19 protein-coding genes and 2 pseudogenes are annotated in these 24,406 nt (G+C 61.7%); 2 read left to right on the forward strand and 19 right to left on the reverse strand.

What is annotated here, in order from left to right:
• Window positions 1-3 precede the first annotated feature (3 nt).
• Entirely contained in the window at window positions 4-912 is a 909-nt protein-coding gene (locus FLO80_RS06600) for a LysR family transcriptional regulator (protein WP_111362923.1), read from the reverse strand.
• 207 nt (window positions 913-1,119) lie between these two features.
• On the opposite strand from FLO80_RS06600, the pseudogene FLO80_RS06605 reads away from it, so the two are divergent.
• Window positions 1,120-1,344, forward strand: a pseudogene (locus tag FLO80_RS06605) (transposase); the annotation flags it as partial.
• A gap of 316 nt (window positions 1,345-1,660) precedes the next feature.
• Here the strand turns inward: FLO80_RS06605 and FLO80_RS06610 are convergent.
• The 10 genes from FLO80_RS06610 to FLO80_RS06655 form a co-directional block, all read right to left on the reverse strand.
• Window positions 1,661-2,380 (reverse strand): FadR/GntR family transcriptional regulator, encoded by a 720-nt coding sequence (locus tag FLO80_RS06610; protein ID WP_342781712.1) that lies wholly within the window; start codon window positions 2,378-2,380, stop codon window positions 1,661-1,663.
• Window positions 2,367-3,212 carry a sulfite exporter TauE/SafE family protein gene (locus tag FLO80_RS06615; RefSeq protein WP_111362928.1) on the reverse strand — a complete coding sequence of 282 codons (846 nt, stop codon included), beginning with the start codon at window positions 3,210-3,212 and terminating at the stop codon, window positions 2,367-2,369. Before FLO80_RS06615 ends, FLO80_RS06610 begins: the two co-directional genes overlap by 14 nt.
• Window positions 3,213-3,216: 4 nt before the next feature.
• Window positions 3,217-3,978, reverse strand: coding sequence for a DUF1028 domain-containing protein (locus tag FLO80_RS06620; RefSeq protein ID WP_111362930.1), 762 nt, complete (start codon window positions 3,976-3,978; stop codon window positions 3,217-3,219).
• A 3-nt stretch (window positions 3,979-3,981) separates the two neighbouring features.
• Window positions 3,982-5,775, reverse strand: a complete 1,794-nt coding sequence (locus tag FLO80_RS06625) for a gamma-glutamyltransferase family protein (protein ID WP_111362932.1) — start codon at window positions 5,773-5,775, stop codon at window positions 3,982-3,984.
• Between the two features lie 14 nt (window positions 5,776-5,789).
• The gene (locus FLO80_RS06630) at window positions 5,790-6,689 is read right to left on the reverse strand and encodes an ABC transporter permease (protein WP_223145459.1); all 900 of its coding nucleotides are present in this window, start codon (window positions 6,687-6,689) and stop codon (window positions 5,790-5,792) included.
• Window positions 6,689-7,633, reverse strand: coding sequence for an ABC transporter permease (locus FLO80_RS06635; protein ID WP_111362935.1), 945 nt, complete (start codon window positions 7,631-7,633; stop codon window positions 6,689-6,691). The genes FLO80_RS06630 and FLO80_RS06635 overlap by 1 nt, the downstream gene beginning before the upstream one ends.
• 68 nt (window positions 7,634-7,701) lie before the next feature.
• Complete coding sequence (locus FLO80_RS06640) at window positions 7,702-9,216, reverse strand: ABC transporter substrate-binding protein (protein ID WP_111362937.1); 1,515 nt, start codon at window positions 9,214-9,216, stop codon at window positions 7,702-7,704.
• On the reverse strand, window positions 9,213-10,367 hold the full coding sequence (locus FLO80_RS06645; RefSeq protein ID WP_111362939.1) for an ABC transporter ATP-binding protein: 1,155 nt from the start codon (window positions 10,365-10,367) through the stop codon (window positions 9,213-9,215). The genes FLO80_RS06640 and FLO80_RS06645 overlap by 4 nt, the downstream gene beginning before the upstream one ends.
• Entirely contained in the window at window positions 10,364-11,371 is a 1,008-nt protein-coding gene (locus FLO80_RS06650) for an ABC transporter ATP-binding protein (protein WP_111362942.1), read from the reverse strand. The genes FLO80_RS06645 and FLO80_RS06650 overlap by 4 nt, the downstream gene beginning before the upstream one ends.
• Before the next feature lie 87 nt (window positions 11,372-11,458).
• Complete coding sequence (locus FLO80_RS06655; RefSeq protein WP_111362944.1) at window positions 11,459-13,048, reverse strand: gamma-glutamyltransferase family protein; 1,590 nt, start codon at window positions 13,046-13,048, stop codon at window positions 11,459-11,461.
• 233 nt (window positions 13,049-13,281) lie between these two features.
• Here FLO80_RS06655 and FLO80_RS06660 point away from each other — a divergent pair, with 233 nt between their 5' ends.
• Window positions 13,282-14,166: a LysR substrate-binding domain-containing protein gene (locus tag FLO80_RS06660; protein ID WP_111362947.1), complete on the forward strand. Its 885-nt coding sequence runs from the start codon at window positions 13,282-13,284 to the stop codon at window positions 14,164-14,166.
• A 155-nt stretch (window positions 14,167-14,321) separates the two neighbouring features.
• On the opposite strand, the pseudogene FLO80_RS06670 reads toward FLO80_RS06660, so the two are convergent.
• The 8 genes and pseudogenes from FLO80_RS06670 to FLO80_RS06705 form a co-directional block, all read right to left on the reverse strand.
• Window positions 14,322-14,504 (reverse strand): annotated as a pseudogene (locus tag FLO80_RS06670) (ISKra4 family transposase); the annotation flags it as partial.
• 110 nt (window positions 14,505-14,614) lie between these two features.
• Window positions 14,615-16,381 (reverse strand): AMP-binding protein, encoded by a 1,767-nt coding sequence (locus tag FLO80_RS06675; protein WP_111362952.1) that lies wholly within the window; start codon window positions 16,379-16,381, stop codon window positions 14,615-14,617.
• 11 nt (window positions 16,382-16,392) lie between these two features.
• Complete coding sequence (locus FLO80_RS06680; protein WP_111362955.1) at window positions 16,393-18,768, reverse strand: amidase; 2,376 nt, start codon at window positions 18,766-18,768, stop codon at window positions 16,393-16,395.
• A 2-nt stretch (window positions 18,769-18,770) separates the two neighbouring features.
• Window positions 18,771-19,487, reverse strand: coding sequence for an ABC transporter ATP-binding protein (locus FLO80_RS06685; RefSeq protein WP_111362958.1), 717 nt, complete (start codon window positions 19,485-19,487; stop codon window positions 18,771-18,773).
• Window positions 19,480-20,520, reverse strand: a complete 1,041-nt coding sequence (locus tag FLO80_RS06690) for a branched-chain amino acid ABC transporter permease (protein ID WP_111362961.1) — start codon at window positions 20,518-20,520, stop codon at window positions 19,480-19,482. The genes FLO80_RS06685 and FLO80_RS06690 overlap by 8 nt, the downstream gene beginning before the upstream one ends.
• Window positions 20,520-21,386: an ABC transporter permease subunit gene (locus FLO80_RS06695; protein ID WP_111362963.1), complete on the reverse strand. Its 867-nt coding sequence runs from the start codon at window positions 21,384-21,386 to the stop codon at window positions 20,520-20,522. Before FLO80_RS06695 ends, FLO80_RS06690 begins: the two co-directional genes overlap by 1 nt.
• A gap of 97 nt (window positions 21,387-21,483) precedes the next feature.
• Window positions 21,484-22,704, reverse strand: coding sequence for an urea ABC transporter substrate-binding protein (locus FLO80_RS06700; RefSeq protein ID WP_111362966.1), 1,221 nt, complete (start codon window positions 22,702-22,704; stop codon window positions 21,484-21,486).
• A gap of 45 nt (window positions 22,705-22,749) precedes the next feature.
• Window positions 22,750-24,378: a flotillin family protein gene (locus FLO80_RS06705; protein ID WP_111363239.1), complete on the reverse strand. Its 1,629-nt coding sequence runs from the start codon at window positions 24,376-24,378 to the stop codon at window positions 22,750-22,752.
• Window positions 24,379-24,406: the final 28 nt, after the last annotated feature.

Raw genomic sequence — 24,406 nt, forward strand, 5'->3', positions numbered from 1 at the left:
GTTTTAACGCACATTCACTTCATGCTGGGCCTGCGCAACGGCAATGAATTCCCGCGCCGCATCCGAGATCGGCGACCCACGCCGCCAGACAAGGCCGACCTGAACGACGGGAAGCGCACCGGACACGTCCCGGCTGTGAATGCGGTCGCCTTCCAGTGACCAAGGCCGGTACACCAGATCGGGCAGCAACGCCACACCGGCCCCCGTCGCCACGAGCGAGCGCACAGCCTCGACTGACCGGGTGCGAAAGGCGATGCGCGGTCGTTCCCCGAAGGCCGAAAGCAGCTTGACCGCTTCCTGCTCCATCTCATCGACATCCAGAACAATAAGCTGTTCACCGGCCACATCGGACAGCGCAATGCTTTGCTGCCCATTCAGATGATGATCGATAGGTAGCCACAACCGAAAAGACGACACTTCGAGGATCTCAGATTGCAGCGCCTGCACATCGCGCAGGTTAGTCGTGACCATCACAGCCACGTCAAGCTCTCCGCCGATGATCAGATGCTCCAGATATTCTCCGGTATCCTCGATCGCGGTGACGTCGACATCAGGGTTCAGCCTGCGATATCGCGACAGGACATCCGACAGGACGTAACCAGCGGTCAAGGACGTGACCCCGAGGTTCAGCCGCCCCGTCACCCGCTGCGCCCCTGCCGATACGACGCGGGTCGCCTGCGATACTTCCGCAAGGATCGAGATGGCGTGGCGCAGAAACTGCTGGCCTTCGGGCGTCGTCGTCATGCCGCGCGGATGGCGGATGAACAGCTTAACGCCAAGATCGGCCTCCAGTTCCTTGATCGCCTCGGTGACGGCGCTTTGCGAGATCGACAAGGCATGGGCTGCCTTGCTGACCGAACCCTGATGCGCGGCGGCGATGAAATAGCGAAGCTGTTTAAGGGTCAGGGACATGGCGGTGCGATCCGGCTAGCGCTGATAGGTAACGCCCGGCCCCGGACAGGTATCCGGCATCGCGGCATCGTGGAACAGCGGGACCGTTGTAGGGCAGCGATCCCAGTGGGCCAACACATTTCTGGCGAACCGGCGGGGGCATTAGGTGAGGACCCATTGATTTCCTCTGGGTCGCATGATTCACGGTTCGAAAATCGAGCGGTGAACATGTCTAATCTCTTTTGGCTGACCGACGCGCAGATGGCCCGTCTTGAGCCCTATTCCCCGAAATCCCACGGTAAGCCGCGCGTCAATGATCTGCGCGTGCTGATCGGGATTATCTTCATCAATCGCAATGGATTGCATTGGCGCGACGCGCCTGCGGAATACGGTCCGCACAAGACGCTCTACAACCGGTGGAAGCGATGGAGCGATATCGGCGTCGTCGCCCGGAAAATAGGCAGCATGAATACCAAGTTGCACGCCATCTGCGACAGCCAAAGGCGGCAGATGCTATCCAGGCGATCAGATCGTTTGGTCCCGTTTTCAGAAGTCGTTTCGACAATAATCCATGCACCCATGGTGGTCTTCCTGTTTGAACGACCACTACATCATAGCAGGCTACCCCCAGATTTTGCCCGCTCCCGGTATGCCGCACTCGGCATACCCGTCACGAAAACCGTTGGATAAATGTGTCTGGGAAAAGGGAAAGTCCGTTCAGCTACGGCTTTGTGCATCAAAGCCCAACAGACCCCAAAAAGGTGCTTGTTCAGATTTCCAGGTCGATCTTGCGCACCCTATCGCGCAACAGGGCGTTGGACACAGTAAGCAAGTGCTGCTCCATTGCCGCTGCTGCTTCCCGGCTGTCATGCCGCGAAATCGCGTCTGCCAGCGTCTTGTGTTGTTCGCCCAGCAGATGCAGCGTATGCGCAGAATAGCTGTCCCGACGCTGGGTGGTCCAGACGGCTTCGCGGCGTACGGACCGGATAGATTCATAGACCGTCAGAAACAGAGGATTGCGCGCGGTCTCTGCGATCTTGTAGTGAAACATGTCATCGGCCGCTTCGTAGTCGTCCATATCTGTCAGGTTCAGCGTGGCGCGCATCAACTGATCCAGCAGGTCAATCTCTTGCGGTTGGGCGCGGTCGGCGGCCAGCGCGGCCAGCGCCGGTTCGACCTCTAGCCTCACTTCCATCACATCGCGCGGCGTTACCTGTCGGGCTAGCGAACGCAGGCTTTCAACATTGGTGGCGGGTGGCGGTGTCGCGAAGGTGCCTTTTCCGCGGCGGCGAAAGATGGTGCCATCTTCCTGCAAGAGATCCAGAGCTAGACGCAACCGCGCGCGGCTGACCCCAAAGCGTTCGGCCAGCGTGCGTTCGGGCGGCATGCGCCCCTTGTCCAGCAAGTCACCTTTGCGGATCGCGGCCCGCAATACCTCGGCAAGTTCTGCCTCCCGCTGCATACGGGGCGTACTGTCACCCATTGGCATTCAAGCTGTTGAAAAGGTCCAAAAACATTCGAATTGAGGTTATCATGAGGAAGATACCAAAGGCAAACCGCAAGGCGCGGCGGGGAATGCTGTGGGCGAGCTTTACACCGACATGTGCGAAACAGCTGGTCAGGGGAATGATGATAGTTGCCGCCGCAAGGTTGACGTATCCCAGCGAGAAGGGGGGCAGTTCCTCAACCCCCAATCCGGTGAAGGCGTAGACGACCGCACCGGGTAGGCCGATGATAAACCCGATCGCGGCTGAGGTGCCTACTGCGCGGCGGATATCATAGCCCAGAAAGTTCAGCAGGGGTACACCGATGGTCCCGCCGCCGATGCCCATCATCGCCGAAAGCGCCCCGGTGATCGTGCCGAGTGCGGCCCAGACCAGCTTGGAAAAGCTGCGCACGGCCAGGTCTTCCGAGGGTTTGCGGAAGATCATGTCAATCGCGACCAAGGCCGCGACGACCGCAAAGACCCCGACAAGGATCAGCCCCGAAACATAGCCCCCCAGCAGCGCGCCGATGATGACACCAACCAGCAGCGAGGGTGCCCAGAGACGCAGCAGGTCCATATCAATCGCGCCGCGTTTGAAGTGGCCATAGCCGGATGACAGGGAGGTGAAAACGATGGTGGCAAGCGAGGTGCCCACCGCCACCTGCATGGTGATTGCCGGGTCCATGCCCACTGCCGACAGCGACATGTAGAGCGCGGGCACAATGACGATCCCGCCCCCCACGCCGAGCAGGCCGGCGAGGACACCCCCGGCGATACCCGCACCCACCGCAATGGCCAGAAGAGGAAGCAGACTGCTGAAATCGAGCGCCATCATGGGCTTATGTTCTGTCGGTCTTGGGATCTGTGGCGTAAGACAGGCTTGGACGCCCGGCGCTTTTTCGTGTTTGTTCGGCCAAGGTGATGGCGGCATCAATCGGTCCGCGGTCGGTGGTGCCGGAGAAATCATCGTGCGTCGGCATCGCGTCCGCCACATGCAGATAGCGTTCGCCCGCTACATCCAGCAGGCGGTCCAATTCGGCCAAAGGGTCGCTGTGATCATCGGCGCGCAGGTCAAGATAGGCGTGATCCTGCCCGCGGTGGATCATCAGCCCCGCCGCCTGCCTGCCGCGTTTGTCGCCGCCCGCATCTTCGCCCGCGCGCATTGCGGCCAGCAACCGCTGCGGCATCGCCAGATCGCTGCGGTTTGCGTAGGTCTCAAATGTGGCGTGCACGACCTCTGGCCCCGCCAGCATGTTGCCCGCAACGGAATGGTGGGCGCCGATCTGGTGTCCCGCCCAATCGACGCAATCGACCCCGGTATGTGCGGCGAAATTGCCCGTCGCATCCAGCATGTGACATTGGCGAATGTCGCGGCCCGCATCGCGGGCGGCAAATTCGGCAAGCAGGGCTTCTGCCGTCTTGCCCGCCTCAAGCCTGCGGCGGCCCTCGGTGCCCCAGAGCGGATTGACGAAAGCCTGCGTGGCCACGGCCACCCGCCGCCCGACGTAAGGCACCACTGCGCCACAGGCAAAGAACCTGCTGGCAACGATGACACCAATCTCGCCTGTGCCCGGATCGCGCGCGATGATCGAATAGGTCATGGTTCAGCGCCCCACTGCATAGGCTTGCATCAATCGCGGTGTCGCCGCCGCCTGAAGGCTGCCATCGGGATGGCGCAGCGCCGCCGTCAGACGGCCGACCGACCACGGCTCGGCCACGGTCACGATATGACCGCGCGCACGCAGACCTTTGATGACGGCCTCACCAAAACTTGGTTCGATCGTCATTTCGCCCGGTAACGCCTGCCGCGGGAAAAAGCTGCTTTGGAAGTGCATCGAATGAAACAGTGACGTGTCCATGCCGGCCTGCAGGTCCAGCCCGTGATGCACAAAACGCAAAAACCAGATCAACTGCCACTGATCCTGCTGATCGCCACCGGGCGTGCCAAACACAAGCCGGGTGCCGTCGGATTTCTCAGCCAGCGAGGGTGATAGTGTTGTGCGCGGGCGACGGTGGGGGCCCAGCGACGTGGGCAGACCTTCCTGAAGCCAGAACATCTGTGCGCGGGAGTTGAGCGGGAAGCCGAGGCCGGGGATCACCGGGTTGCTTTGCAGCCAGCCGCCTGAGGGAGTAGCCGACACCATGTTGCCCCAGCGGTCGATCACATCCAGATGCACGGTATCGCCGCGCTTTTCGCTCAGATGGGCTATTGCTGGCTCTTGAGGGGCCGCATCGTTGACGCCGAAATCGCAGGTCGCGCGGCGCAGATAGGCTTCTGCCAGGTGTTCAAGTCCGGGTATGAAGCCGGGGCGGTGTTCAAGCGAAGCGTGGTCAGTGATCAGCTTGGCGCGCTCGGCGTTGTAGCTGTCCGACAGGAGGATCTCCATCGGAATGACGCTGTACTCCGGATCGCCGTAATAGGCTTCGCGGTCGGCGAAAGCCAATTTCATCGCCTCGATGACGGTATGCACAAACTCTTCGCCCATCGGGTCCATCGCGGCGAGGTCGAAGTGTTTAAGGATCGCGAGCGTTTGCAAGAACACCGGCCCCTGCGACCACGGCGCGGTCTTGTGAACCGTCCAGCCTTCGTAGTCATAGCGCAGCGTGTCTTCGTAAGTTGCTGACCAGTTCGCCATGTCTTCACGGGCCAGCACGGCGCTGTTTTTTTGCTCGGATACGTCATGCACGCAGGCATCCTTGAGATAGTCAAAGATGGCGTCGGCGATAAACCCCTTGGACCAGATCGCCCGCGCTGCATCAATCTGCGCGACGCGGTCTTGCCCGCTTGCTTCGGCTTCGCTGACCAACCGTTCGTAGGTCGCGGTCAGGTCAGGATTCTTGAAATTGGCGTTGGCAGCGGGCGCCCTGCCCCCGGGGGTCCAGACGGCAGCGGAGGTCGGCCATTCTGCGGCGAAGTAATCGGCCAAGCCTGCTATGGTATTGGCGACACGCGGCAACACCGGGTGGCCGCCGCGGGCGTAGTCAATGGCCGGTTGCAGCACATCGCGCAGATCCATCGTGCCATGATCGCGCAGCAGCAGCATCCAGCCGTCAAAGGCACCCGGCACCACGGTGGAGAGCAAGCCGGAACCAGGGATCAGCGTCAGCCCCTGCGCCTTGTAATGCGCGGTGGTGGCACCGGCGGGGGTAACACCCTGCCCGCAGACAACCTTGGTCTGGTTTGTTTCGGCGCTGTGGAAAATAATCGGCAGATCGCCTGCAGGGCCGTTCAGATGCGGCTCGACGATCTGAAGCACAAATCCTGCCGCCACCGCTGCATCAAAGGCGTTGCCGCCCTTTTCGAGGATGCCAAAGCCCACGGCCGAGGCGATCCAGTGGGTCGATGTGGCGACCCCGAAGGAACCCCGGACCTCGGGACGGGTGGTAAAGCCGGACATGGAGTCTCCGTTCGTCAATGTTCGCGGGGGTCGAGCGCATCGCGCAACCCGTCGCCCAGAAGGTTAAAGCCAAGCACGACCAAAAAGATCGCGACACCGGGCCAGAGCGCCATCCAGGGCGCCTGGTTGAGGAAGTTCTTTGCGGTGTTGAGCATCGACCCCCAGGATGGCGAGGGTGGTTGCTGGCCCAGGCCGAGAAAGGACAGCGACGCCTCGGCGATGATGGCAGTGGCCACGGTGAGCGTGGCCTGCACCAGAACGGGTGGCAACACGTTGGGTAAGATATAGCGGCGCAGGATGCGCGGCGTGGACAACCCGATGGCGCGCGCACTTTCAACATAATCTTCGGCGGCAACGCTGAGCACCTGACCGCGGGTCAGGCGGATGAAAACCGGGGTTGCGGATATGCCGATAGCGATCATCGCATTGGTCAGGCTTGGCCCCAAAAACGCGGCCAGCGCGATGGCGAGGATCAGGAATGGTGCGGCCAGCAATGCTTCGGTACAGCGGGAGATGATCGCGTCGGTCCAGCCGCCGAAATACCCCGCGATAATGCCCAAGGGCACCCCGAACCCAAGCGCGATGGCGACCGACACGACCCCGGCCAGCAGAGAGGCCTGCGCCCCCCAAACCAGTCGCGACAACACATCGCGGCCCAGCTCATCCGTGCCTAGCCAATGCGCGGCAGAGGGTGCTTTGCGCACCGCGCCCCAATCGGTCGCGACAGGGTCAGGGATGGGCAGGATCGGGGCGACAAGCGCGATCAGCACAAAGAATGTCACCAGCACACCGCCCAGCATCGCGCTGCGGTGTTTGCGAAACTTCTTCCAGACGCGGTTTTCGGGGCGGGCCGACAAGACCGGATCAGCGGCGCTTTCGGCATCAATGGTCACGGGAGTCGCAGGTTGGGCCATTATTGCTTCCTCAGGCGCGGGTTCAGCAACACATAGGCGACATCGGCCAGCAGATTCATGAAGATGAAGCCCACGGCGGTAACGAGGACGATCCCCTGCACAACAGCGTAGTCACGGTTGAACACCGCATCGACGACCAGTTTGCCAAAGCCGGGGATGGTGAAAATCTGTTCGGTCAGCACGGCGCCGGCGATCAGCTCTCCGAACAGCAGGGCCGTTAGTGTGACGATGGGAGTCAGCGCGTTGCGAAAGGCGTGTTTCAGGATGACGCGCCGTTCAACCAGCCCTTTGGCGCGGGCGGTACGCACATAATCGGAATTCAGCACTCCGAGCATGGCCGAACGGGTGTGACGCATCAGCGTGGCGGCCAGTGCGGTGCCCAGCACGAAAGCGGGCATGATCATCACGGTGATGGAGCGGACGGGGTCCTCGCTTAGCGGGACATAGCCGGAGGCGGGCAGCAGTTTCCATTTCACCGACACCAGCAGGATCAGCATGATGCCAAGCCAGAAATTCGGGATCGACAGGCCCGAAAGCGCGACAACATTGGCGATGTAATCCACAATCGTGCCCTTTTTCACGGCCGAGAAGATGCCGGCAGGGATGCCGATCAGCAGGGCAAAGATCATCGCCATGGCGGCAAGCTGGATGGTCACCGGCAATTTCTGCGCGATCAGTTCCAGCACCGGTTGGTTGGTGCGCAGCGAAATGCCCAGATCGCCCCGGAGCGCGTTGCCGATCCAAGTGAAATACTGCACCGGAATCGGATCGTTCAGACGGTATTTCTCGCGCAGGAACTCAAGCACCTGCGGATCACGTTCTTCACCCGCCATTGCCAGAACCGGATCACCCGGCAACAACTTTTGCAAGGTGAACACGAAGATCGAGATCAGAATGATCGTGGGGATCGCGATGACGACACGGCGCAGGATAAAGGACAGCATCTGAGACGGCCTCATATGAGCGTGAAGACACCGCCGGGACATGCCCGGCGGTGTAGGGGAAAGGTGGCTTAGCCGTCTTCTTTTTTCATGCCTTTCAGACGGATCATCCCGTCAGGGTAGGGCGTGAAGCCGGAGATCGCGGAATCCAGTGCCCAGATCCATGTCTGGTGGTAGAGATACACGATGGGCGCCTCGTCGTTCAGGATCGCGCGGGCGGCGTTATAGCTTTCCTTGCGGACCTGCTGATCGTTGGACGTGCGTGCTGTGTTCAGCAGCGCATCAACTTTGGCGTTGGAGTATTTGGAATCGTTCAGCCCGGCATCGGTGGTCATGAACTGATGGATGTTGCCATCGGGATCGACACGACCCGACCACCCGATCTGGCTGGCGGTATAGTCGCCTGCGGTCTGGTCCGACAGCAATGTTGCGAACTCTTTCGAGACCAGCGAAATGCGGATGCCTGCCTCGGATGCCATGGATTGCACGACCTGCATCAGTTGCAGCGGAATGGTGGTGTTGGGCACCTGCACCTCAAGGTCGATGCCATCGGGGAAACCGGCCTCGGCCAGCAATGCCTTGGCCTGTTCCACGTCGCGCGCGGGCACGGGGAAGTCCTTGCTGTACCATGGCGATGTCGGTGGGAAGGGCTGGTTGCCCGCCGCAAAGGCACCGTTGAACACAACCTGATTGATCGCCTCGCGGTCCAACGAAAGGCTAAGCGCCTGACGCAGACGTTTGTCTTTGCCCCACGGATTGTCGGCCTTGTCGCCATTGGCCACATTGATCGTGATGCCCTGATAGCCAAGCGACACGGCGCTGGCCACCTGGATGCCCGCATCGCTTTCTGCTTGCGCCAGATCCGTGGCGGCCAGACGTTCCAGCATGTCGATGTCGCCCGATTGCAGATTGGCAAGCCGCACTGTGGTGTCGGGGATCGGCAGATAGGATACCGTGTCGAAGTGGAAGTCGTCGGCGTTATAATAGTCTTCGAATTTCTCCAGAACGATCCGGTCCTGTGCCACACGCTCCTTGAACTTGTAAGGCCCGGAGCAAATGGGGTTCAGGCCGAAATCGGCACCGGCCTGTGTTGCGGCGGTGGGCGACACCATCATGCCAGCGCGGTCCGCAAGCTGCGCCATCAGCGTTGCATCGGGGCTGGTCAGATCAAGGCGCACCACGTGGCTGCCCAGAACTTCGACGCCCGTCACCGATGACAGTTCGGATTTGCGCCGCGATTCCTGAAGGTTTTGGCTGCGATCGATGTTGGCGGCCACGGCTGCGGCATCGAACGGGGTGCCGTCGTGAAAAACCACATCATCGCGCAGTTTCAACGTCAGTTGTTTGCCATCCTCTGAAAACGACCATTCGGTGGCCAGTTGCGGGATGATCTCCAGATCGGGCGTGATGTCGACCAGTTTGTCACACAGAGCGGTGTAAACGATCCGCCCCACGAAGGTGCGCGACTGATCGGGGTCCAGCACGTCGGCATCCGATTGCAGCGCGATGCGCAGATCGGCGGCCTGTGCGCCCAGCGTTGTCGCCCCCAGCAAGGCTGCTGCAAGGGTCAGTTTAGTCAGTTTCATGTCGAACTCTCCTGTTGATGGAATGGTTTTGGTTCAGCCTGTTGCTTTTGGTCTTGGCCGGACCGGACATTTGCCCGCTCCTGCATGGCGTCCTGATAAAGCGCAAAGCGCGCGCTGGCGCCTGCGGCACGGGGCGGCGTACCGACACGGCCCGGATCGGGTTCTGCGGCTGCGATGTCCGCGAAGAAATGGCAGGCCGCAACGTGATCTTCGCCGTTGCCTGTGGGACGCAGCGTGGGGGCCTGCGAGGTGCAGCGGTCTTGCGCGTAGGGGCAGCGGGTGTGGAACCGGCAGCCGGATGGCGGATTGGCCGGGCTGGGCATTTCGCCATGCAGCGCGGTCTGGCTGAGGCGCTGGCCGTAGGCGGCCACCGGAATGGCCGACAACAGCGCGCGGGTGTAGGGGTGGCGCGGGTGCTGGAACACGGTATCAACCGTGCCTTGTTCGACGATCTGGCCCAGATACATCACTGCCACGCGATCGCTCATGTGCCGGATCACCGCCAGATCATGCGCGATGATCACCAGTGTCAGCCCCAATTCGTCGCGCAGATCGCCCAGCAGATTGATCACCTGCGCCTGCACCGAGACATCCAGCGCCGACACCGGCTCATCGCCGATCATCAGCTTTGGTGCAGAGGCCAACGCGCGGGCGATGCCGATGCGCTGGCGCTGACCGCCGGAAAATTCATGCGGATAGCGTTCGGCGTGTTCGGGGCGCAGCCCGACCTTGTCCAGCAACTCCGACACCTTGGCCCGCCGCTCTGCCCCGCTCATGTCGGGAAAGTGGGTTTCCAGCGGCTCACCGATCAGCTTGCCCACACTCATGCGCGGGTTGAGCGAGGAAAACGGGTCTTGAAAGATGAATTGCATGTCCCTGCGCAGGGCGGTCAGATCGCGCCCCTTGAGGTTGCGCACATCTATGCCATCAAAGATCACATCCCCTTCGGTGGGCGACAGCAGGCGCATCAGCAGCCGCGCCAGCGTGGATTTACCGCAGCCGGATTCGCCGACGATGGCAAAGGTTTCACCCCGCCGAACGTCAAAGGAGACATCATCAACGGCGCGGATCACGCCTGCGGTGCCCATCACGACACCGCCGGTCGTGAAGTGCTTTTTCAGCCCGCGCGCCCGAAGAATGTTGTCGCTCATGCGCTTTCCTTCAGTTTGATTTCCAAAGGGGCGAAATGGCAGGCGGCCTGATGACCGTCACCTATTTCAACAAGCGGCGGCTCGGTGGTGCAAACCGGACGGGCAAAGGGGCAGCGCGTTGAGAAACGGCAGCCCGCCGGCATGTTCCGCGCTGTCGGCACCATGCCTGGAACAGTCGAAAGCCGCCCGCGCGCGCCGGTCAGTTGCGGAATCGAGGACATCAACCCGATGGTATAGGGGTGCTGGGGGTCGTTGAATATCCGCTCGGCAGGCCCTGTTTCCACGACAGTTCCGGCATACATCACGGCCACCGTATCAGCGATTTCCGCAACCACACCCAGATCATGAGTAATCATGATGGTGCCCATACCGGTTTCTGCCTGAAGATCGCGGATCAGTTCCAGAATCTGCGCCTGAATGGTCACGTCCAGCGCGGTCGTCGGCTCGTCTGCAATCAAAAGTGCCGGGTCGTTGACCAAGGCCATTGCAATCATCACGCGCTGGCGCATCCCGCCCGAAAGCTGGTGCGGATAGTCGCGCATCCGCTTTGCAGGCGCGGGGATGCCGACCCGTTGCAACATTGCCACCGCACGGTCGCGCGCTTGGGCGTCGGTTGCATCGCTGTGCGCCTTGACGGCTTCGACAATCTGGTCACCGATGCGAAACACCGGATTAAGTGAGGACATCGGTTCCTGAAAGATCATCGTCATCCGGCTGCCGCGGATTTTGCGCATGGCCTTCGGGTCGGCAAGGTTCATGGCCTGCCCTTCGAACAGCATTTTCCCCGAATTGATCTGTGCTGCACCGGCGGGCAGCAGACCCATCATGGCAAGTGAGGTCACGCTTTTGCCACAGCCGCTTTCACCGACGATACACAGGGTTTTGCCCGAACCGACCGAGAAACTGACGCGATTGATCTGGTCGCTGGGCGCACCACGAAACCGCAGGCTGAAGTCCTGAACGACAAGCAGGTCCGGTTGTGCTTCGGTGTTGACCAGGGACAAAGTGTGCTCCTCTTGAACCAACCGTAAAACCAATATGGAATTGGTTTAATATGCGGTTGCAAATAATATGCTGTCAATCAACTGCCATCAGTAGCCGACTGCCTGACCGTCTTTGCGCGGGTCCGATCCAGCCGCATAGCCGCCTCCCTCCAGCCGTTGCACCAATTGCGCACCGCCAAAACCAAAGGCGTTGTCAGGCGCCTCGACCTGAACGCTGTGACCCATCTTTTTCAGACCGTCGATCATGCCGGCCGGCATGGAGGGTTCGCAGGCGACCTCCAGCCCCTCGATCGTGCGCCAGCGTGGCGCGTCTGCCGCAGTCTGAGGGTCCTGATTCCACAACTGGGTGCGTAGCAGCAACTGCATATGCCCCATCGCCTGGATCGGGCCGCCCATCATACCGAACGCCATCAGAGGCGCGCCGTTTTTCATCGCGAACCCCGGAATGATGGTGTGGAAAGGGCGCTTGCCTGGAGCCACCTGATTGGGGTGGCCCTGTTCGGTGGTAAAGCCCAACCCGCGGTTCTGCATTGAGATGCCGGTGCCGGGCACCACCACGCCAGAGCCGAAACCGGCATAGTTGGACTGGATAAAGCTGACCATCATACCGAATGCATCCCCGACATTCATCAACACGGTGCCGCCCAGCTTTGGCGCTCCTGCGCCAAAATCCTGCGCCCGATCAAGGTCGATCAGCGCGGCGCGTGACTTGAGGTAGTCCGGGGCCAGCAGGGCCGTTTCGTCGACCTCGCCCATGTGGTCGCGGTCCGAGACATAGGCATGCAAGTCGCTATAGGCCAGTTTCACTGCCTCGATTTGCAGATGGACGGCGGCCAGATCGTCGGGGCCGTGGTCGCGGATCGCAGTGTGTTGCAAAATGCCAAGCGCCATCAGCGCCGCGATGCCCTGACCGTTTGGAGGGATTTCATGCAATTCCACATCGTCAAAGCTCTGGCTGATGGTTCCACACCAGTCGTTGCGGTGTGCTGCCAGATCCTCGACCGTCATCGCGCCGCCGTGCGCCTTGGCAAAGGCTGCGATTTCCTGTGCGATTTCACCTTCATAGAACGCGCGGCCCTTGGTTTCCGCAATCGCGCGCAATGTGCGCGCTGCGCCGGGATTGCGGAACCGTTCACCGGGTTTGGGCACACGGCCATCGGGCATGAAGGTTTCCGCAAAACCGGGCTGGTCTTTTAGAACAGCGGCTCCTTTTGCCCATGCCGTGCCAACAACCGGCGATACGATAAACCCGTCTTCGGCATAGCGGATCGCGGGGGCCAGCACGGTGGCAAGATCCAGCTTTCCGAATTTCTCGGAAAGTTCGACCCATGCGCTGACGGCGCCCGGAACGGTGACCGAATCCCAGCCATGCTCAGGTATGCCGCCGGCGAAACGCTCTGGTGTCCATGCAGCGGGTGCGCGGCCAGAGGCATTCAGCCCATGCAGCTTTTTGCCGTCCCACAGAATGCAGAATGCATCCGACCCCAGCCCGCAGCCAGTCGGCTCGACGATGGTCAGGGTTGCGGCCGTGGCAACGGCTGCGTCTACGGCGTTACCGCCTTGTTGCAGGATCGCAAGACCGGCTTGGGTGGCCAGTGGCTGTGACGTTGCCACAACATTTTCCGCAAGAACCGGCGAACGCCGGGACGGGTAAACAGGATCATGACGCAAGTGCATCGGGCGACCTTTCTGCGGGCTTTCGGGATTTGATGTGATTGCGAACCGCCCGGAAGAGGGAGACATCGGCGGCGATCAAGAGGCCCGTGCAAAATGTCATGAGGTCGCTCCCAATGAGAGAAAGCAGCGGTTTGTGAACCGCAGTTTTGTTTATGACGATAGCATAACACAAGAGTAACCCTTACAAAGAGCTTATTTATTGCCTTTATATTTAGATTATCTTATCTTAAGGCATGGATACGCGCCAATTAGAAACCCTTCTCGCTGTTCAGCAGCACGGTGGCTTTGCCGCTGCGGCGCAGGCCGTAAATCTGACGGCTTCTGCAATCAGCCAGCAAATTGCAGCGTTGGAAGCCGAGTTGGGCACGCAGTTGTTCGACCGTTCCCGCCGTCCGCCTGTGCTGACTGCGAAAGGGGCGGAAATGGTGCGTTCGGCCCAGTCAATTCTGCAGATCGTGAGAGAGACAAAAGCCTCGGTCGGCGGGGGGGCCGTGCGCGGTACTATGGCTTTCGGATCGCTGCGCACCGGGGCCAATTCGCTGGTGCCCAAATCGCTCGCAACACTTCGGGTCAGCTATCCTGACCTCCATTTCCGTTTGCGCGTCGGCATGTCAGAGGAGTTGATGAGCGAGGTTGTGTCGGGGCAGCTTGATGCCGCGCTTGTTGCCGATCATGTCGCCGTGCCAAGCAGTTTGCGCTGGACCCCGGTGATGACAGAGCCCCTGATTGTACTCACCCCACCGGGTACTGGCGGGATGTCAGTCGACGACTTGATCCGCACGGTTCCTTACATCCGCTACCGCTCACAGGTGCCGCTGGCGCGCCAGATCGACACCGAAATAGCCCGATTTGGCGGGACTCCTCGGCAGATCCTTTCGGTCAACACCATGCCTGCGGTGGTGGGTTGCGTCCGGGCGGGGCTTGGCTTTGCCATAGTGCCGCAGGTCGCGTTGCAAGATATGGTTACTGCGACGCTGGATTGGTTTCCTTTCGGATCACCGTCCATTCACCGCCGGCTGGGTGTTGTGCAACGCGCAACGTCACGTCGCGAGGAGATATTGGTCGCGCTTGTGGCCGCACTCACCTTTCATGGCCGCCCACGTAAAGATTATGACTAGGCTTTACCAGGGCGAGGAAGTTGGCGTCGTGTTTCTCGTATCGGGTTGCGATGGCCCTGTCATGCTTGAGTTTCATGAAGAACCGCTCGATCCGGTTGCGGCGGCGGGGCGGATCAGGCCGCATTCGGACGGGTGCAAACAAGTTGGCAATGCCCTTCATTGATCTGATCTTGCAAGATCGCTTCCTGCAGTCGCCTCAGCAAGTGCTTCGCCTCATCGAGGAGCAAACCAAGGTTATCGGATTCCAACTCGTCAGGCGCACGGCGGAGCCGACCGATATTGCGCCTCCGGGTTTCGCCATCGTCAAACGTCGTCGCGACAAGAATGCTTACACCCATGGTCGGCTCCGCCTTGTTCCGAAACCCTTACCATACCATGTCGACCAACAGGGTTTGCCCACTCCCGGCATCGAACGTGGAAAAAAGGAGCGGGAGCCGCACTCGCCACCTCACATCGAAGAGGTCTGGCTCAACTCCTCGATCATCTGGTCACGCATGATGAACTTCTGCGGCTTGCCGGTCACCGTCATTGGCAGCTCGTCAACAATGCGGAAATGGCGCGGCACCTTGAAATGCGCGATCTGACCGCTGCAATGAGCGCGCAGATCCTCGGGAGTCAGCTTCACGGCCGGTTTCGGCACGACCCAGGCGCAGATCTCTTCGCCCATCTTTTCATCGGGAATGCCAAACACCTGCACATCCGCTATTCCGGGGTGACCATAGAGGAACTCCTCGATCTCGCGGGGATAGATGTTCTCACCGCCGCGAATGATCATGTCCTTGGCGCGGCCTACAATGGCACAGAACCCCTCCGCGTCGAACCGGGCAAGGTCGCCGGTGTGCATCCATCCGCCGCGCAGCGCCTCCGCGCTTTTCTCGGACTCATCCCAGTAACCCTTCATTACCGAGTAGCCACGCGTGCACAATTCCCCGTCCTTGCCCTGCGGCACGATGCGTCCCTCGGTGTCGATGATCTTGACCTCAAGATGGGGATGCACCCTGCCCACGGTTTCGCAACGCTTGTCGAGCGGATCGGACACGAAACTCTGAAACGACACCGGGGAGGTCTCTGTCATGCCATAGCAGATCGTGACCTCGGGCATATGCATGTCACGGACGACGCGCCGCATGACATCCACCGGACAGGGTGCCCCCGCCATCACGCCGGTGCGCATCGCCGTCAGATCGTGCGGTGCCTTTTCAAGTGCCTGCAACAGCGTGACAAACATGGTCGGCACACCGTAAAGCGCCGTGCACCGCTCCGCCGAAAGGGCCGCAAGTGTTTCATCGGGTTCAAAGGACGGGCCGGGAAAGACCATGGCCGCGCCCTTGCTCAGCGCCCCCAGGACCCCCATGACCATCCCGAAACAATGATAGAGCGGCACGGGTATGCACAGCCTGTCCATTTCCGTCAGGGTGATCCGGTCCGTGACGAAACGGGCGTTGTTGACGATGTTGTAATGCGACAGCGTCGCACCCTTGGGATGGCCCGTCGTGCCGGAGGTGAACTGGATATTGATGGCGTCGTCGGGGTCGAGCGCCCGGTCCAGCACCGGAAGGCGCAACTGCTGCGCCGGTCCGCCCAGTTTGCGAATGTCGTCGAACAGATGCGCGCCGGCGACCGCGCCCGCGCCCATCACGATCACATGGCGCAGATGCGGCAGGCGATCGGCGCGCAATCGACCCGGCGCGCAGTTTTCCATTTCGGGCGCAAGATGCCGGATCATTCCTACATAGTCCGAGGATTTGAACGACCGCGCCGAGATCAGCGCCTTGCAGCCCACCTTGTTGAGGGCATATTCCAGCTCCGAACGCCGATAGGCCGGGTTGATGTTGACCATGACAAGCCCGATCCGTGCGGTGGCGAATTGCGTCAGCACCCATTCGTGACAGTTCGGTGCCCAGATGCCGATGCGGTCGCCCTTCTCAAGCCCCAGCGCCAGCAGGCCGGCGGCCAGTTCGTCGACGGCGCGGTCCAACTCGTAATAGCTCTGGCGTATCCCCTGCCGGGGAAAGATCACCGCGTCGCGCGGCCCGAAGCGGGCCACCGTCTCGCGGAAAAGCTGCGGGATCGTGATGAACCGCAATTCCGGCAGCGTCGTTCCCCTGACATAAGACATCCCGTCGACCGGAGTGCCGATGCCGTCCGGGTCGGATGGCGCGGTATGGCCTGCCGCCCGGATCTGGCCGGCCAGGCTTTCGTTGAGAATGGACATGCGCTGACTCCTTACATGGTGCGCCAGTCGCCCGATTGTTCAAAGGCATGGGCGGCCTGATAAATCTTCAACTCGCCATAGCTCGGCCCCACAAGCATCATTCCGATGGGAAGCCCCTCGCTCAAACCGCAAGGCAGGCTCATCGCCGGCAATCCGCCGTTGAACGGCGCGGTATTGCCGATCATCTCGAAGGCGCGCTGCACGTAAAGGCTCATCGAACAATCGGGCGGCGGAATCTCCTGCGGTTTCATCGGCACGGTGGGCATCAGCAGCAGATCGAACTCGCGCAATGCCTCTCCATACCTGCCATTCGCCTTGCGCATGAGATTCTGCGCCTTGCCATAGAACCGGCCGCGATACTGTTCTTGGAAATACTCTCCAAGGAACATGCAGGCCTTCAGCGAATGGCTCAACTCATCCGCACGGCCCCGCCACTGTGACATGCGGTCCATCATCGACGGCAGGAAAAGGCCGCGATAGTTGGTGCCGCCGGCATGGCCGTGCATCAGGTGATCCTGAAGCCCCTCAACGGTGATCGCCGTCCAGCAGTCCACCGCGAGATTGTGTTCCGGGATCGACACCTCTTCGACCCGCGCGCCCAGCGCCTTGAAGCGGTCGGCGGCGGCCAGCACCTTGTCATCCACATCCGACTCGCCCTCGGAGCGATGAAACCCCTCTTTCAGAATGCCGATGCGCATCCCCTGCGCGCCGCGACCCAAAGCCTCGGTATAGCGGAAGGTCTTTGGCGCATACTGCCGGGGATCAAGGCCGTCCTCGCCTGCCAGAACCTCGAGCAGCATCGCATTATCAGCCACCGAGGTCGTGATCGGGCCGACATGGTCAATCGTCTGCTCGATCGGCATCACCCCGGTATAGGGCACAAGGCCATGCGTGGCCTTCATCCCGTAAACCCCGCAATTCGACGACGGAATGCGGATCGAGCCACCCTGATCGCCGCCAATGGCCATATCCACGTCGCCCGCCGCAACCAGAGCGGCGGAGCCACCCGACGACCCTCCCGCCATGTAGCCGCGCTTCCACGGGTTGTGGATCGGCCCCTTGGCACCGGTATGCGACCCGCCCGACAGGCACAGGTTCTCGCTATGCGCCTTGCCGGCGATCACGGCCCCCGCATCCAGCATCCGCGTCACGATGGTGGCGTCGATCTCGGGCACATACCCCTCGATGATCGAGGACCCGTTCATCATCGGCACCCCGGCAAGACAGACGGTATCCTTGAGTGCGATCCGCTTGCCTCGCAATGGGCCATCGGGGGCGCCGCTTACCTCGGTCTTGACATACCAGGCATTCAGCGGGTTTTCCGTTGGGTCGGGAAAATGCCCCGGCGCCCGCGGATAGCGCACTTCGGGAAGGTTGTCGGGCATCGCGTCGAGCCGGTCATAGGCCTGGATATAAGGTTCGATGATCTGCCGGTATTCCTGCAAATCCTCATCCGTGAGGCTCATGCCGAACCTGTCGGCCATGTCGCGCATCTGGGTCAGCGTCGGGCGGTTTATCGTCATCTGTGTCACCGGGGTTGAAGGAATTGGGGTATCCGGGCGGCGTGGCGAAGCCGGGGGTGCGTCGTCCCTGCCGTGGCCGGGCGGTGGCGGGCCAGGGCGCGGCGATGCGACAGGGCGCGCCCCGCGTGTCGTTCGTGCGGCGCCGAAACCGAGGAACTGATCCACCTTGGCGCGGTCCGCCATGTCATCGCGCGAAAGCTCGGCCGTGATGCGTCCGCGTTCAAGCACCAGAACGCGGTCGGACAGGTCATGAATGAAATCGAAATTCTGCTCCACCAGAAGGATCGACAAACCGCGCGCCTTGCGCAGATGCAGAAGCGTTTCCTCCATCTCCTCGATGATCGAGGGCTGGATGCCCTCGGTCGGTTCATCGAGCAGCAAGAGATCCGGATCTCCCATGAGACTGCGCGCCAGTGAAAGCAGTTGCTGCTCGCCACCCGACAAGGTGCCACCGTCGCGATCAAGGAGCCGTTCAAGCCGCGGAAAATCGGCCAGCACACTGTCGAGGACCACGGCCTCGTCGCCCCCGGCATAGTCGTGCCAGGCAAAACGCAGATTATCTCGCACGCTCAATTGCGGGAAGATGCCCCGCCCCTGCGGCACGTATCCGATACCCAGCGCCGCCCGATCGTGCGGTGCCAGGCGGGTGACATCCGCATCGTGATACCGGATCTGCCCGGAGGTTGCCGGCAGAAACCCCATCAGGGTCTTGAGGAGCGTTGTCTTGCCCATTCCGTTGTGACCGAGAATGCCCACGACCTCGCGTTCGGCCACGTCGAACTCCACGCCGTGCAGGATCGGCACCTTGCCATAGCCGCCCGAAAGGCTTTTGACCTGCAGGCCCAGATGAGTTTCGTCCGACATGCTCAGGCCTTCTTTCCAAGATAGATGTTGCGCACATGCGGGTCCGACATGACCGTCTCCACGTCGTCCTCGATCAGGATCGCCCCCTGGTGGAAAACGGTGACCCGGCTCGCGATTGAGCGGATGAATTGCATGTCGTGCTCCACGATGACCACGGCGGCGGTGCGGTTAAGCTCGTGAATCACCTCGGACATCCGGGCAACCTCGCCAGCGGTCATCCCCGCGGCGGGCTCATCAAGCAGCACCAGCCAGGGATCGCTTGCAGCGACGAAACCCAGTTCGACCTGCTGGCGCTCGCCATGCGCCAGCCGCCCCAACGCGGTGCGCGCGATCTGCCCCAATGCCAGTCGCTCGATGACTTCGCGGGTCTTGGCGTCGGCTTGCGTGCTTGGCAGGAAGCGACGCGCGGCAAGCCAGATATTCTCCTGCACGGACAACCCGTCCATCACATTGGGCACCTGTGTCTTGATCCCGACACCGAGCGCGGCCACCCGATGCGGCGCCCAGCCGGTGGTCTCCTCCCCCTGCATGAGAACATGGCCCTCGCTTGGGGTGAGCAGCCCGGTCAGGCATTTGAAGAAGGTCGATTTGCCCGCGCCATTCGGCCCGATGAGGCAACGCAGCTCACCACGCCGCAAGGTGAAGGTCACATTGTCCACCGCGACGACACCACCAAAACGCATGGTCAGATGCTGGGTTTCCAGAACCGGCTCAGCCATCGACCCGATCCTTCCTGCGATTGCGGCGCACCGCCCCTGCCCGCCCGGCGCGGCGCGGGCGTCCGACGCTGGCCCGCCAGACGGACATCGCCGCCGGCACCACGCCGCGCGGCAGGAACAGCACGAACAGCACAAGGATCAGGCCCATCAGCATCGTGTTGTTGATCATGCTTTGCTGGCCAAGAAGGAACTTCAGGTATCCCAGCCCCGCCGCCCCGAGAAGCGGGCCGAACCGCGTGCCAAGCCCACCGACGATACACCAGATGATGATTTCGGCGGATTGCGACAGGCTGAAAAGCCCCGGCGTGACGATCGCGCCCCAATTCGCGAAAAGCGCCCCCGCCAGCCCGGCAATCGCGGCCCCGGTGGCGAACATCACCGTCTTGCGAATTCGCACGTCATACCCGATCAGCGACATGCGTGTCTCGTTCTCCCGGATTCCAACGGCAACCCGTCCGAAAGGCGACCGCAAGAGCCACGTCACCCCGAAGTAAACGAGCAGCAGCGCCGCCGCACAGAAGTAATAGAGCCCGTCACCCCAGATAGACAGATCGGTCCGCCCCGGCACGTTGAGCGTCGGAAAGCCCGGTATGCCGTTATACCCGCCCAGCCGCGCGTTTCCGATGGTGTATTGCGGCCCGGCGGTGGAATTGATGAACTTGAACAGGATCAGCGTCACGACAAGCGTGATCACCCCCAGGTAGACATCGCCGAGTCGGCCATAGAACATCATCGCTCCAAGCAACGCGGCAAAAACGCCGGGCACCATCACCGCAAGGATCATCGGCAAGGTGCTCTCGCCGGTATTGATGGCCGCAATGGCATAGGTATAGGCACCCAGACCGAAGAACGCCGCCTGTCCGAAACAAAGGATTCCGCCGAACCCCCAGATCAGACCGAGGCTCAGGCCCAGCATCGCATAGATCGCCAGCACGGTAAGCGTATAGGTTCCGACCATCAGCGGCAGCGCCCAAACCAGAACCGCCGCCACGATGAGCGTGGTGATCACGTCTTTTCCGGCCGATCCCTGCATCACATGCGCCCCCGGAAAAAGCGCGCGGTGATTCCCTGCGGCAGAAGCCGCAACAGCACCACCGCCGCAATCAGAAGCGCCACCTCCCCGATCACCGGCGACATGGCAAAGGTGAAGATCCGGTCAATGACGCCAAAGACGCTGGCGCTGCTGACCAGCCCCGCGATCAGCGACGGCCCCCCCGCGATCACGGTGATGAAAGCCTTGGCGATATAGGCCCCGCCCGATGTCGGAACCAACCCCACCAGCGGTGCAAGGATCGCCCCGGCCAGACCCGACAGGGCCGAGCCGCAAAAAAACGTGGCCATGTAGATCCGCTCGGGGCTGTAGCCGAGGCCCGACGCCATATCGGGGCGCTGCATCGTGCCACGCGCGATCAGTCCGAGCCTTGTCCGGCCCAGCACCAGGTAGAGCCCGATCATCAACAGGACCGACACCACCACGATGAACAGGTTATACCCGTTGATCTGGTAATTCCCGATCGCCAGTCCCGAGATCGGCGTGGAAATCCCCGTGGTGGTATTGCCGAATATGATCGTCGCCAGGCCGATGAAAAACAGGCTCAGCCCCCAGGTGGCCAGCATCGTGTCCACCAGCCGCCCGTAAAGATGCCGAATGACAAGGCGCTCCACCACCAGCCCGATCAGCCCCACCACCAACGGCGCGATAATGAGCATGGCCACGAACACGTTGATACCAAGGTTGACGGCGACGATGGTGGCATAGCCCCCCATCATCATGAACTCGCCATGCGCGAGGTTGATCACCTTCATCATGCCGAACACGACCGCCAGCCCGACGCTGATCAGCGCGAGAGACGCGACAGCGTAAAGCATTTCGATCACGATGACGATTGTCAGATCCATGTGTCAGGGCCCTTCGGACAATAAGCAACACCCCCGGCGCCGTGCCGGGACGGCGGGGCCACCGCCGGGCGGCCCCGTCCTCGCGCGTCGCGTTTGATCAGATGTCGATCTCGTACTGCGTGTTGTCGTCGGGGTTGGCCCCGAGGTCGCACACCGCCTGCGTATCCATCGGTTGCCGCTGCGGCAGGGTTTCGAGAACCTGCATCTTCTGGTCCCTGATTTCCATCAGGCGCACATCCGCAATGGCATGGTGGGTCTGCGGATCGACCGTGAACATGCCCGAGGGTCCGTCCACCGACAGCCCCGACTCCAGCGCCTCGACCACCGGATCATGCGCGGCCGTGCCGGCCTGCCGCACGGCCTCGGCCCAGGTCATGATGGCGGCATAGGTGGAGATAGCGAACTCGTTGATTTCGCTCGCATTGCCGCCCGCGGCTTCCCATTTGGCCTTGAAGGCCTTGTTCTCGGGCGACTCGATCTCCTGGCTGTAATTGTAGGCAACCATGATCCCGTCGCCCTCCTCGGCGGTCAGGACCTTGTGCTCATTGCCCACGCCCAGCGTGGTGGAGGCAAGCGGAATACGATCTTTCATGCCCGACGCCGCCCATTGCCGGAAAAACGACAGATGCGCGCCCCCCACCAGCGGCGCCACCACGAGATCGGGCGCGGCGGACTGGATCTTGGCGATGGTGGAGCCGAAATCTGCGACATCGAGCGGGAAGAAATCCGTCGCCACGACCTCGCCGCCATTGTCGCGCACGAACTTGTCGATCCAGCGCGCCATGATCTGACCGTAGTTGTAGTCAGCCGCCAGCACATAGACCTTCTTGCCCGATTGCTTCATCGCGTAGGGAATCAGAACCTCGACCTGCTGGGCCGGCGTCACACCATTGATGAAGATGTTGCGATCACAGACACCGCCCTCATACATCACGTTGTAGAAATAGAGCGTGTTGCTGCGGCGCATGGTCTGGCGGATCGCCTCGCGCGAGGCGGACAGGATACCGCCATGCACCACGTCCACCTGGTCCCGTCGCGTTAGCTGCTGGGCATATTGCGCGTAAAGCGCCATGTCGGATTGCGTGTCATAGGCGCGAATTTCGATCTGCCGGTCCAAGAGACCGCCGCCGTCGTTCAGATCCGACACGGCAAGGCGCATCGCATGATCCATCGGCTTGCCGTAGGCGTCGAAAATTCCCGAGGTATCGAGGATCGAGCCGAGCTTGATCGGATCTGCCGCCCGACCGATACGCGGCATGAGGCCCGCACCCGCCAGCGCTGTGCCCGTCGCTAGAAACTGTCGTCTGTTGAAAGTCATCTGTGATCTCCCGGTTGGTGTTGTTTGGCGCCACCCTTGCGGTGGTCATTCCCTGGTCTTGCTGTCGCCTGTCTTGTCCTTGCCGTCCTTGGGCGTGATACGGCTGGCATAATCCGCCGTGCGCCCGGCCAAGTTGGCGTCGAAGTCAAAGCCGATCTCCTCGCCCATCTGCTTCATCGCGGGCAGACGCACCGCCATGCCGAGGATCTGATCCATCGCGGCGCCAAAGGCCCCTTCGACTCCAGTGCCGTCACCACCGTTCATGCCGCTCCCGGTTCCGCCGATCTGGTTGATGCGGATGGAGTCGATTTTCTCGACCGGCTTCATCATCTGGGTCATGATCTCGGGCATGCGATCGAGCTTGTGACCCTCCAGACGCATCCGAAGCACCGTTTCGCTCAGCGTGTTTTCTGCCTCGTTGAGTGCGGCCTGACCAGCGGCGCGCGCCTGCATGCCAAGCTTCTCGGCCTCGGCGGCGGTCTGCGCGGCCCCGGCCTCGGCTTGCGCCCGCGAGAGCATGATCTCCACGTCCGAGGCGACCTTCTCGTTCTCCAGCTCCAGCGCACTCTTCTGCTTCAGTCCTGAAATCTCGCGCTCTCGTTCGGCGATGGCGCGTTCCTTCTGCGTCTGGACCTGCTCGGCGGCCAGCAATACCTGCGCACGGGAGGTCTCCTCGGCGGCCTTCGCCTCGGCCTCTTCGGCGCGCTTTCGCGCGAGCTGAATGTCGTTCGCGATCCTCGCCTCCTCCAGCGCCAGAATGGCCGCCATCTCGGCCCGGCGCAGGGCTTCGTCGTTGCCGACCTGCACGGTCTTGAGGCGTTGCTCCTTCTCGATCCGCGCGGTTTCCGTGGCCAACGCAGATTCAGTGGCCGATGTCTCGCTGCGCGCGCGCGATTCCGCCTCGAGCCGTGCGATGTGTTCGCTTTGGGCAATCTCCGCCTCGCGCTCCGCACGCTGTACCTCCAACCGCTTGTTGTGCTGGGCCAGCCTGCTCTCGCTGATGGCGATCTCGGCCTCGGTCTCCACCTTGACCCGTGCCTTGCGCTGCTCGGCCACCAGTTCGGCGAGACGGCGCATCCCTTGTGCATTGAAGGCATTGCTCTCGTTGTGCTGCGTCAGGTCGCTCTGATCCACCGCAACCAGCGACGCCGACACCAGAACCAACCCCAGCCGCGCGGCATGCGCACCGGCAAGCTGCGCCACCTCGTCCGTGTATCCGGCCCGGTCGAGGTGGATGTCGGCCATCCCGCGCTTGGCGGCGGCGTTCTGCATGGCATTGGCAAGCGGACCGGCAAGAACCTCGTGCACCCCCTCGCCGCCACTGCGGGAAATCCGGCGCCCAAGCGCCTGCGCCGCGGTGGCAATGCCCTTTTCGCCGGGATCGACATAAAACTCGAATTCCATGTCCACATCGACGCGCAGCTGGTCCTGAGTCAAAAGGGCGTCGCGACCGCTGCGCGAGGTGGTGAAAGAGATCGTGCCCATCGACACGCGCTGCACCTGATGCAGGATCGGGAGTGCCAGGCACCCGCCATCCATGACCACGCGCCGCCCTCCCATTCCGGTGCGCACCAGCGCCGTCTCCAGCGTCGCCTTGGCATAGTAGCGGTGCAGGAACCAGATCCCGATCAGAACGACAGCGGCCAGAAAGAGCAGAGAAAGAAACCAGATCAAGGCCAGATCCCCCAATGTAACAGGTGAT

The sequence above is a fragment of the Aquicoccus porphyridii genome (assembly GCF_008369105.1).
In the GTDB taxonomy this organism is placed as follows: domain Bacteria; phylum Pseudomonadota; class Alphaproteobacteria; order Rhodobacterales; family Rhodobacteraceae; genus Aquicoccus; species Aquicoccus porphyridii.

What these genes read in the sequence shown, in the direction of transcription:
- FLO80_RS06610 (WP_342781712.1), bottom strand. Translation starts at nt 2,380, where the DNA reads ATGCCAATGGGTGACAGTACGCCCCGTATGCAGCGGGAGGCAGAACTT.
- FLO80_RS06635 (WP_111362935.1), bottom strand. Translation starts at nt 7,633, where the DNA reads ATGCTGTCCTTTATCCTGCGCCGTGTCGTCATCGCGATCCCCACGATC.
- FLO80_RS06690 (WP_111362961.1), bottom strand. Translation starts at nt 20,520, where the DNA reads ATGCAGGGATCGGCCGGAAAAGACGTGATCACCACGCTCATCGTGGCG.
- FLO80_RS06620 (WP_111362930.1), bottom strand. Translation starts at nt 3,978, where the DNA reads ATGACCTATTCGATCATCGCGCGCGATCCGGGCACAGGCGAGATTGGT.
- FLO80_RS06625 (WP_111362932.1), bottom strand. Translation starts at nt 5,775, where the DNA reads ATGTCCGGCTTTACCACCCGTCCCGAGGTCCGGGGTTCCTTCGGGGTC.
- FLO80_RS06615 (WP_111362928.1), bottom strand. Translation starts at nt 3,212, where the DNA reads ATGATGGCGCTCGATTTCAGCAGTCTGCTTCCTCTTCTGGCCATTGCG.
- FLO80_RS06700 (WP_111362966.1), bottom strand. Translation starts at nt 22,704, where the DNA reads ATGACTTTCAACAGACGACAGTTTCTAGCGACGGGCACAGCGCTGGCG.
- FLO80_RS06675 (WP_111362952.1), bottom strand. Translation starts at nt 16,381, where the DNA reads ATGTCCATTCTCAACGAAAGCCTGGCCGGCCAGATCCGGGCGGCAGGC.
- FLO80_RS06655 (WP_111362944.1), bottom strand. Translation starts at nt 13,048, where the DNA reads ATGCACTTGCGTCATGATCCTGTTTACCCGTCCCGGCGTTCGCCGGTT.
- FLO80_RS06645 (WP_111362939.1), bottom strand. Translation starts at nt 10,367, where the DNA reads ATGAGCGACAACATTCTTCGGGCGCGCGGGCTGAAAAAGCACTTCACG.
- FLO80_RS06660 (WP_111362947.1), top strand. Translation starts at nt 13,282, where the DNA reads ATGGATACGCGCCAATTAGAAACCCTTCTCGCTGTTCAGCAGCACGGT.
- FLO80_RS06685 (WP_111362958.1), bottom strand. Translation starts at nt 19,487, where the DNA reads ATGGCTGAGCCGGTTCTGGAAACCCAGCATCTGACCATGCGTTTTGGT.
- FLO80_RS06640 (WP_111362937.1), bottom strand. Translation starts at nt 9,216, where the DNA reads ATGAAACTGACTAAACTGACCCTTGCAGCAGCCTTGCTGGGGGCGACA.
- FLO80_RS06680 (WP_111362955.1), bottom strand. Translation starts at nt 18,768, where the DNA reads ATGTCGGACGAAACTCATCTGGGCCTGCAGGTCAAAAGCCTTTCGGGC.
- FLO80_RS06695 (WP_111362963.1), bottom strand. Translation starts at nt 21,386, where the DNA reads ATGGATCTGACAATCGTCATCGTGATCGAAATGCTTTACGCTGTCGCG.
- FLO80_RS06600 (WP_111362923.1), bottom strand. Translation starts at nt 912, where the DNA reads ATGTCCCTGACCCTTAAACAGCTTCGCTATTTCATCGCCGCCGCGCAT.
- FLO80_RS06630 (WP_223145459.1), bottom strand. Translation starts at nt 6,689, where the DNA reads ATGGCCCAACCTGCGACTCCCGTGACCATTGATGCCGAAAGCGCCGCT.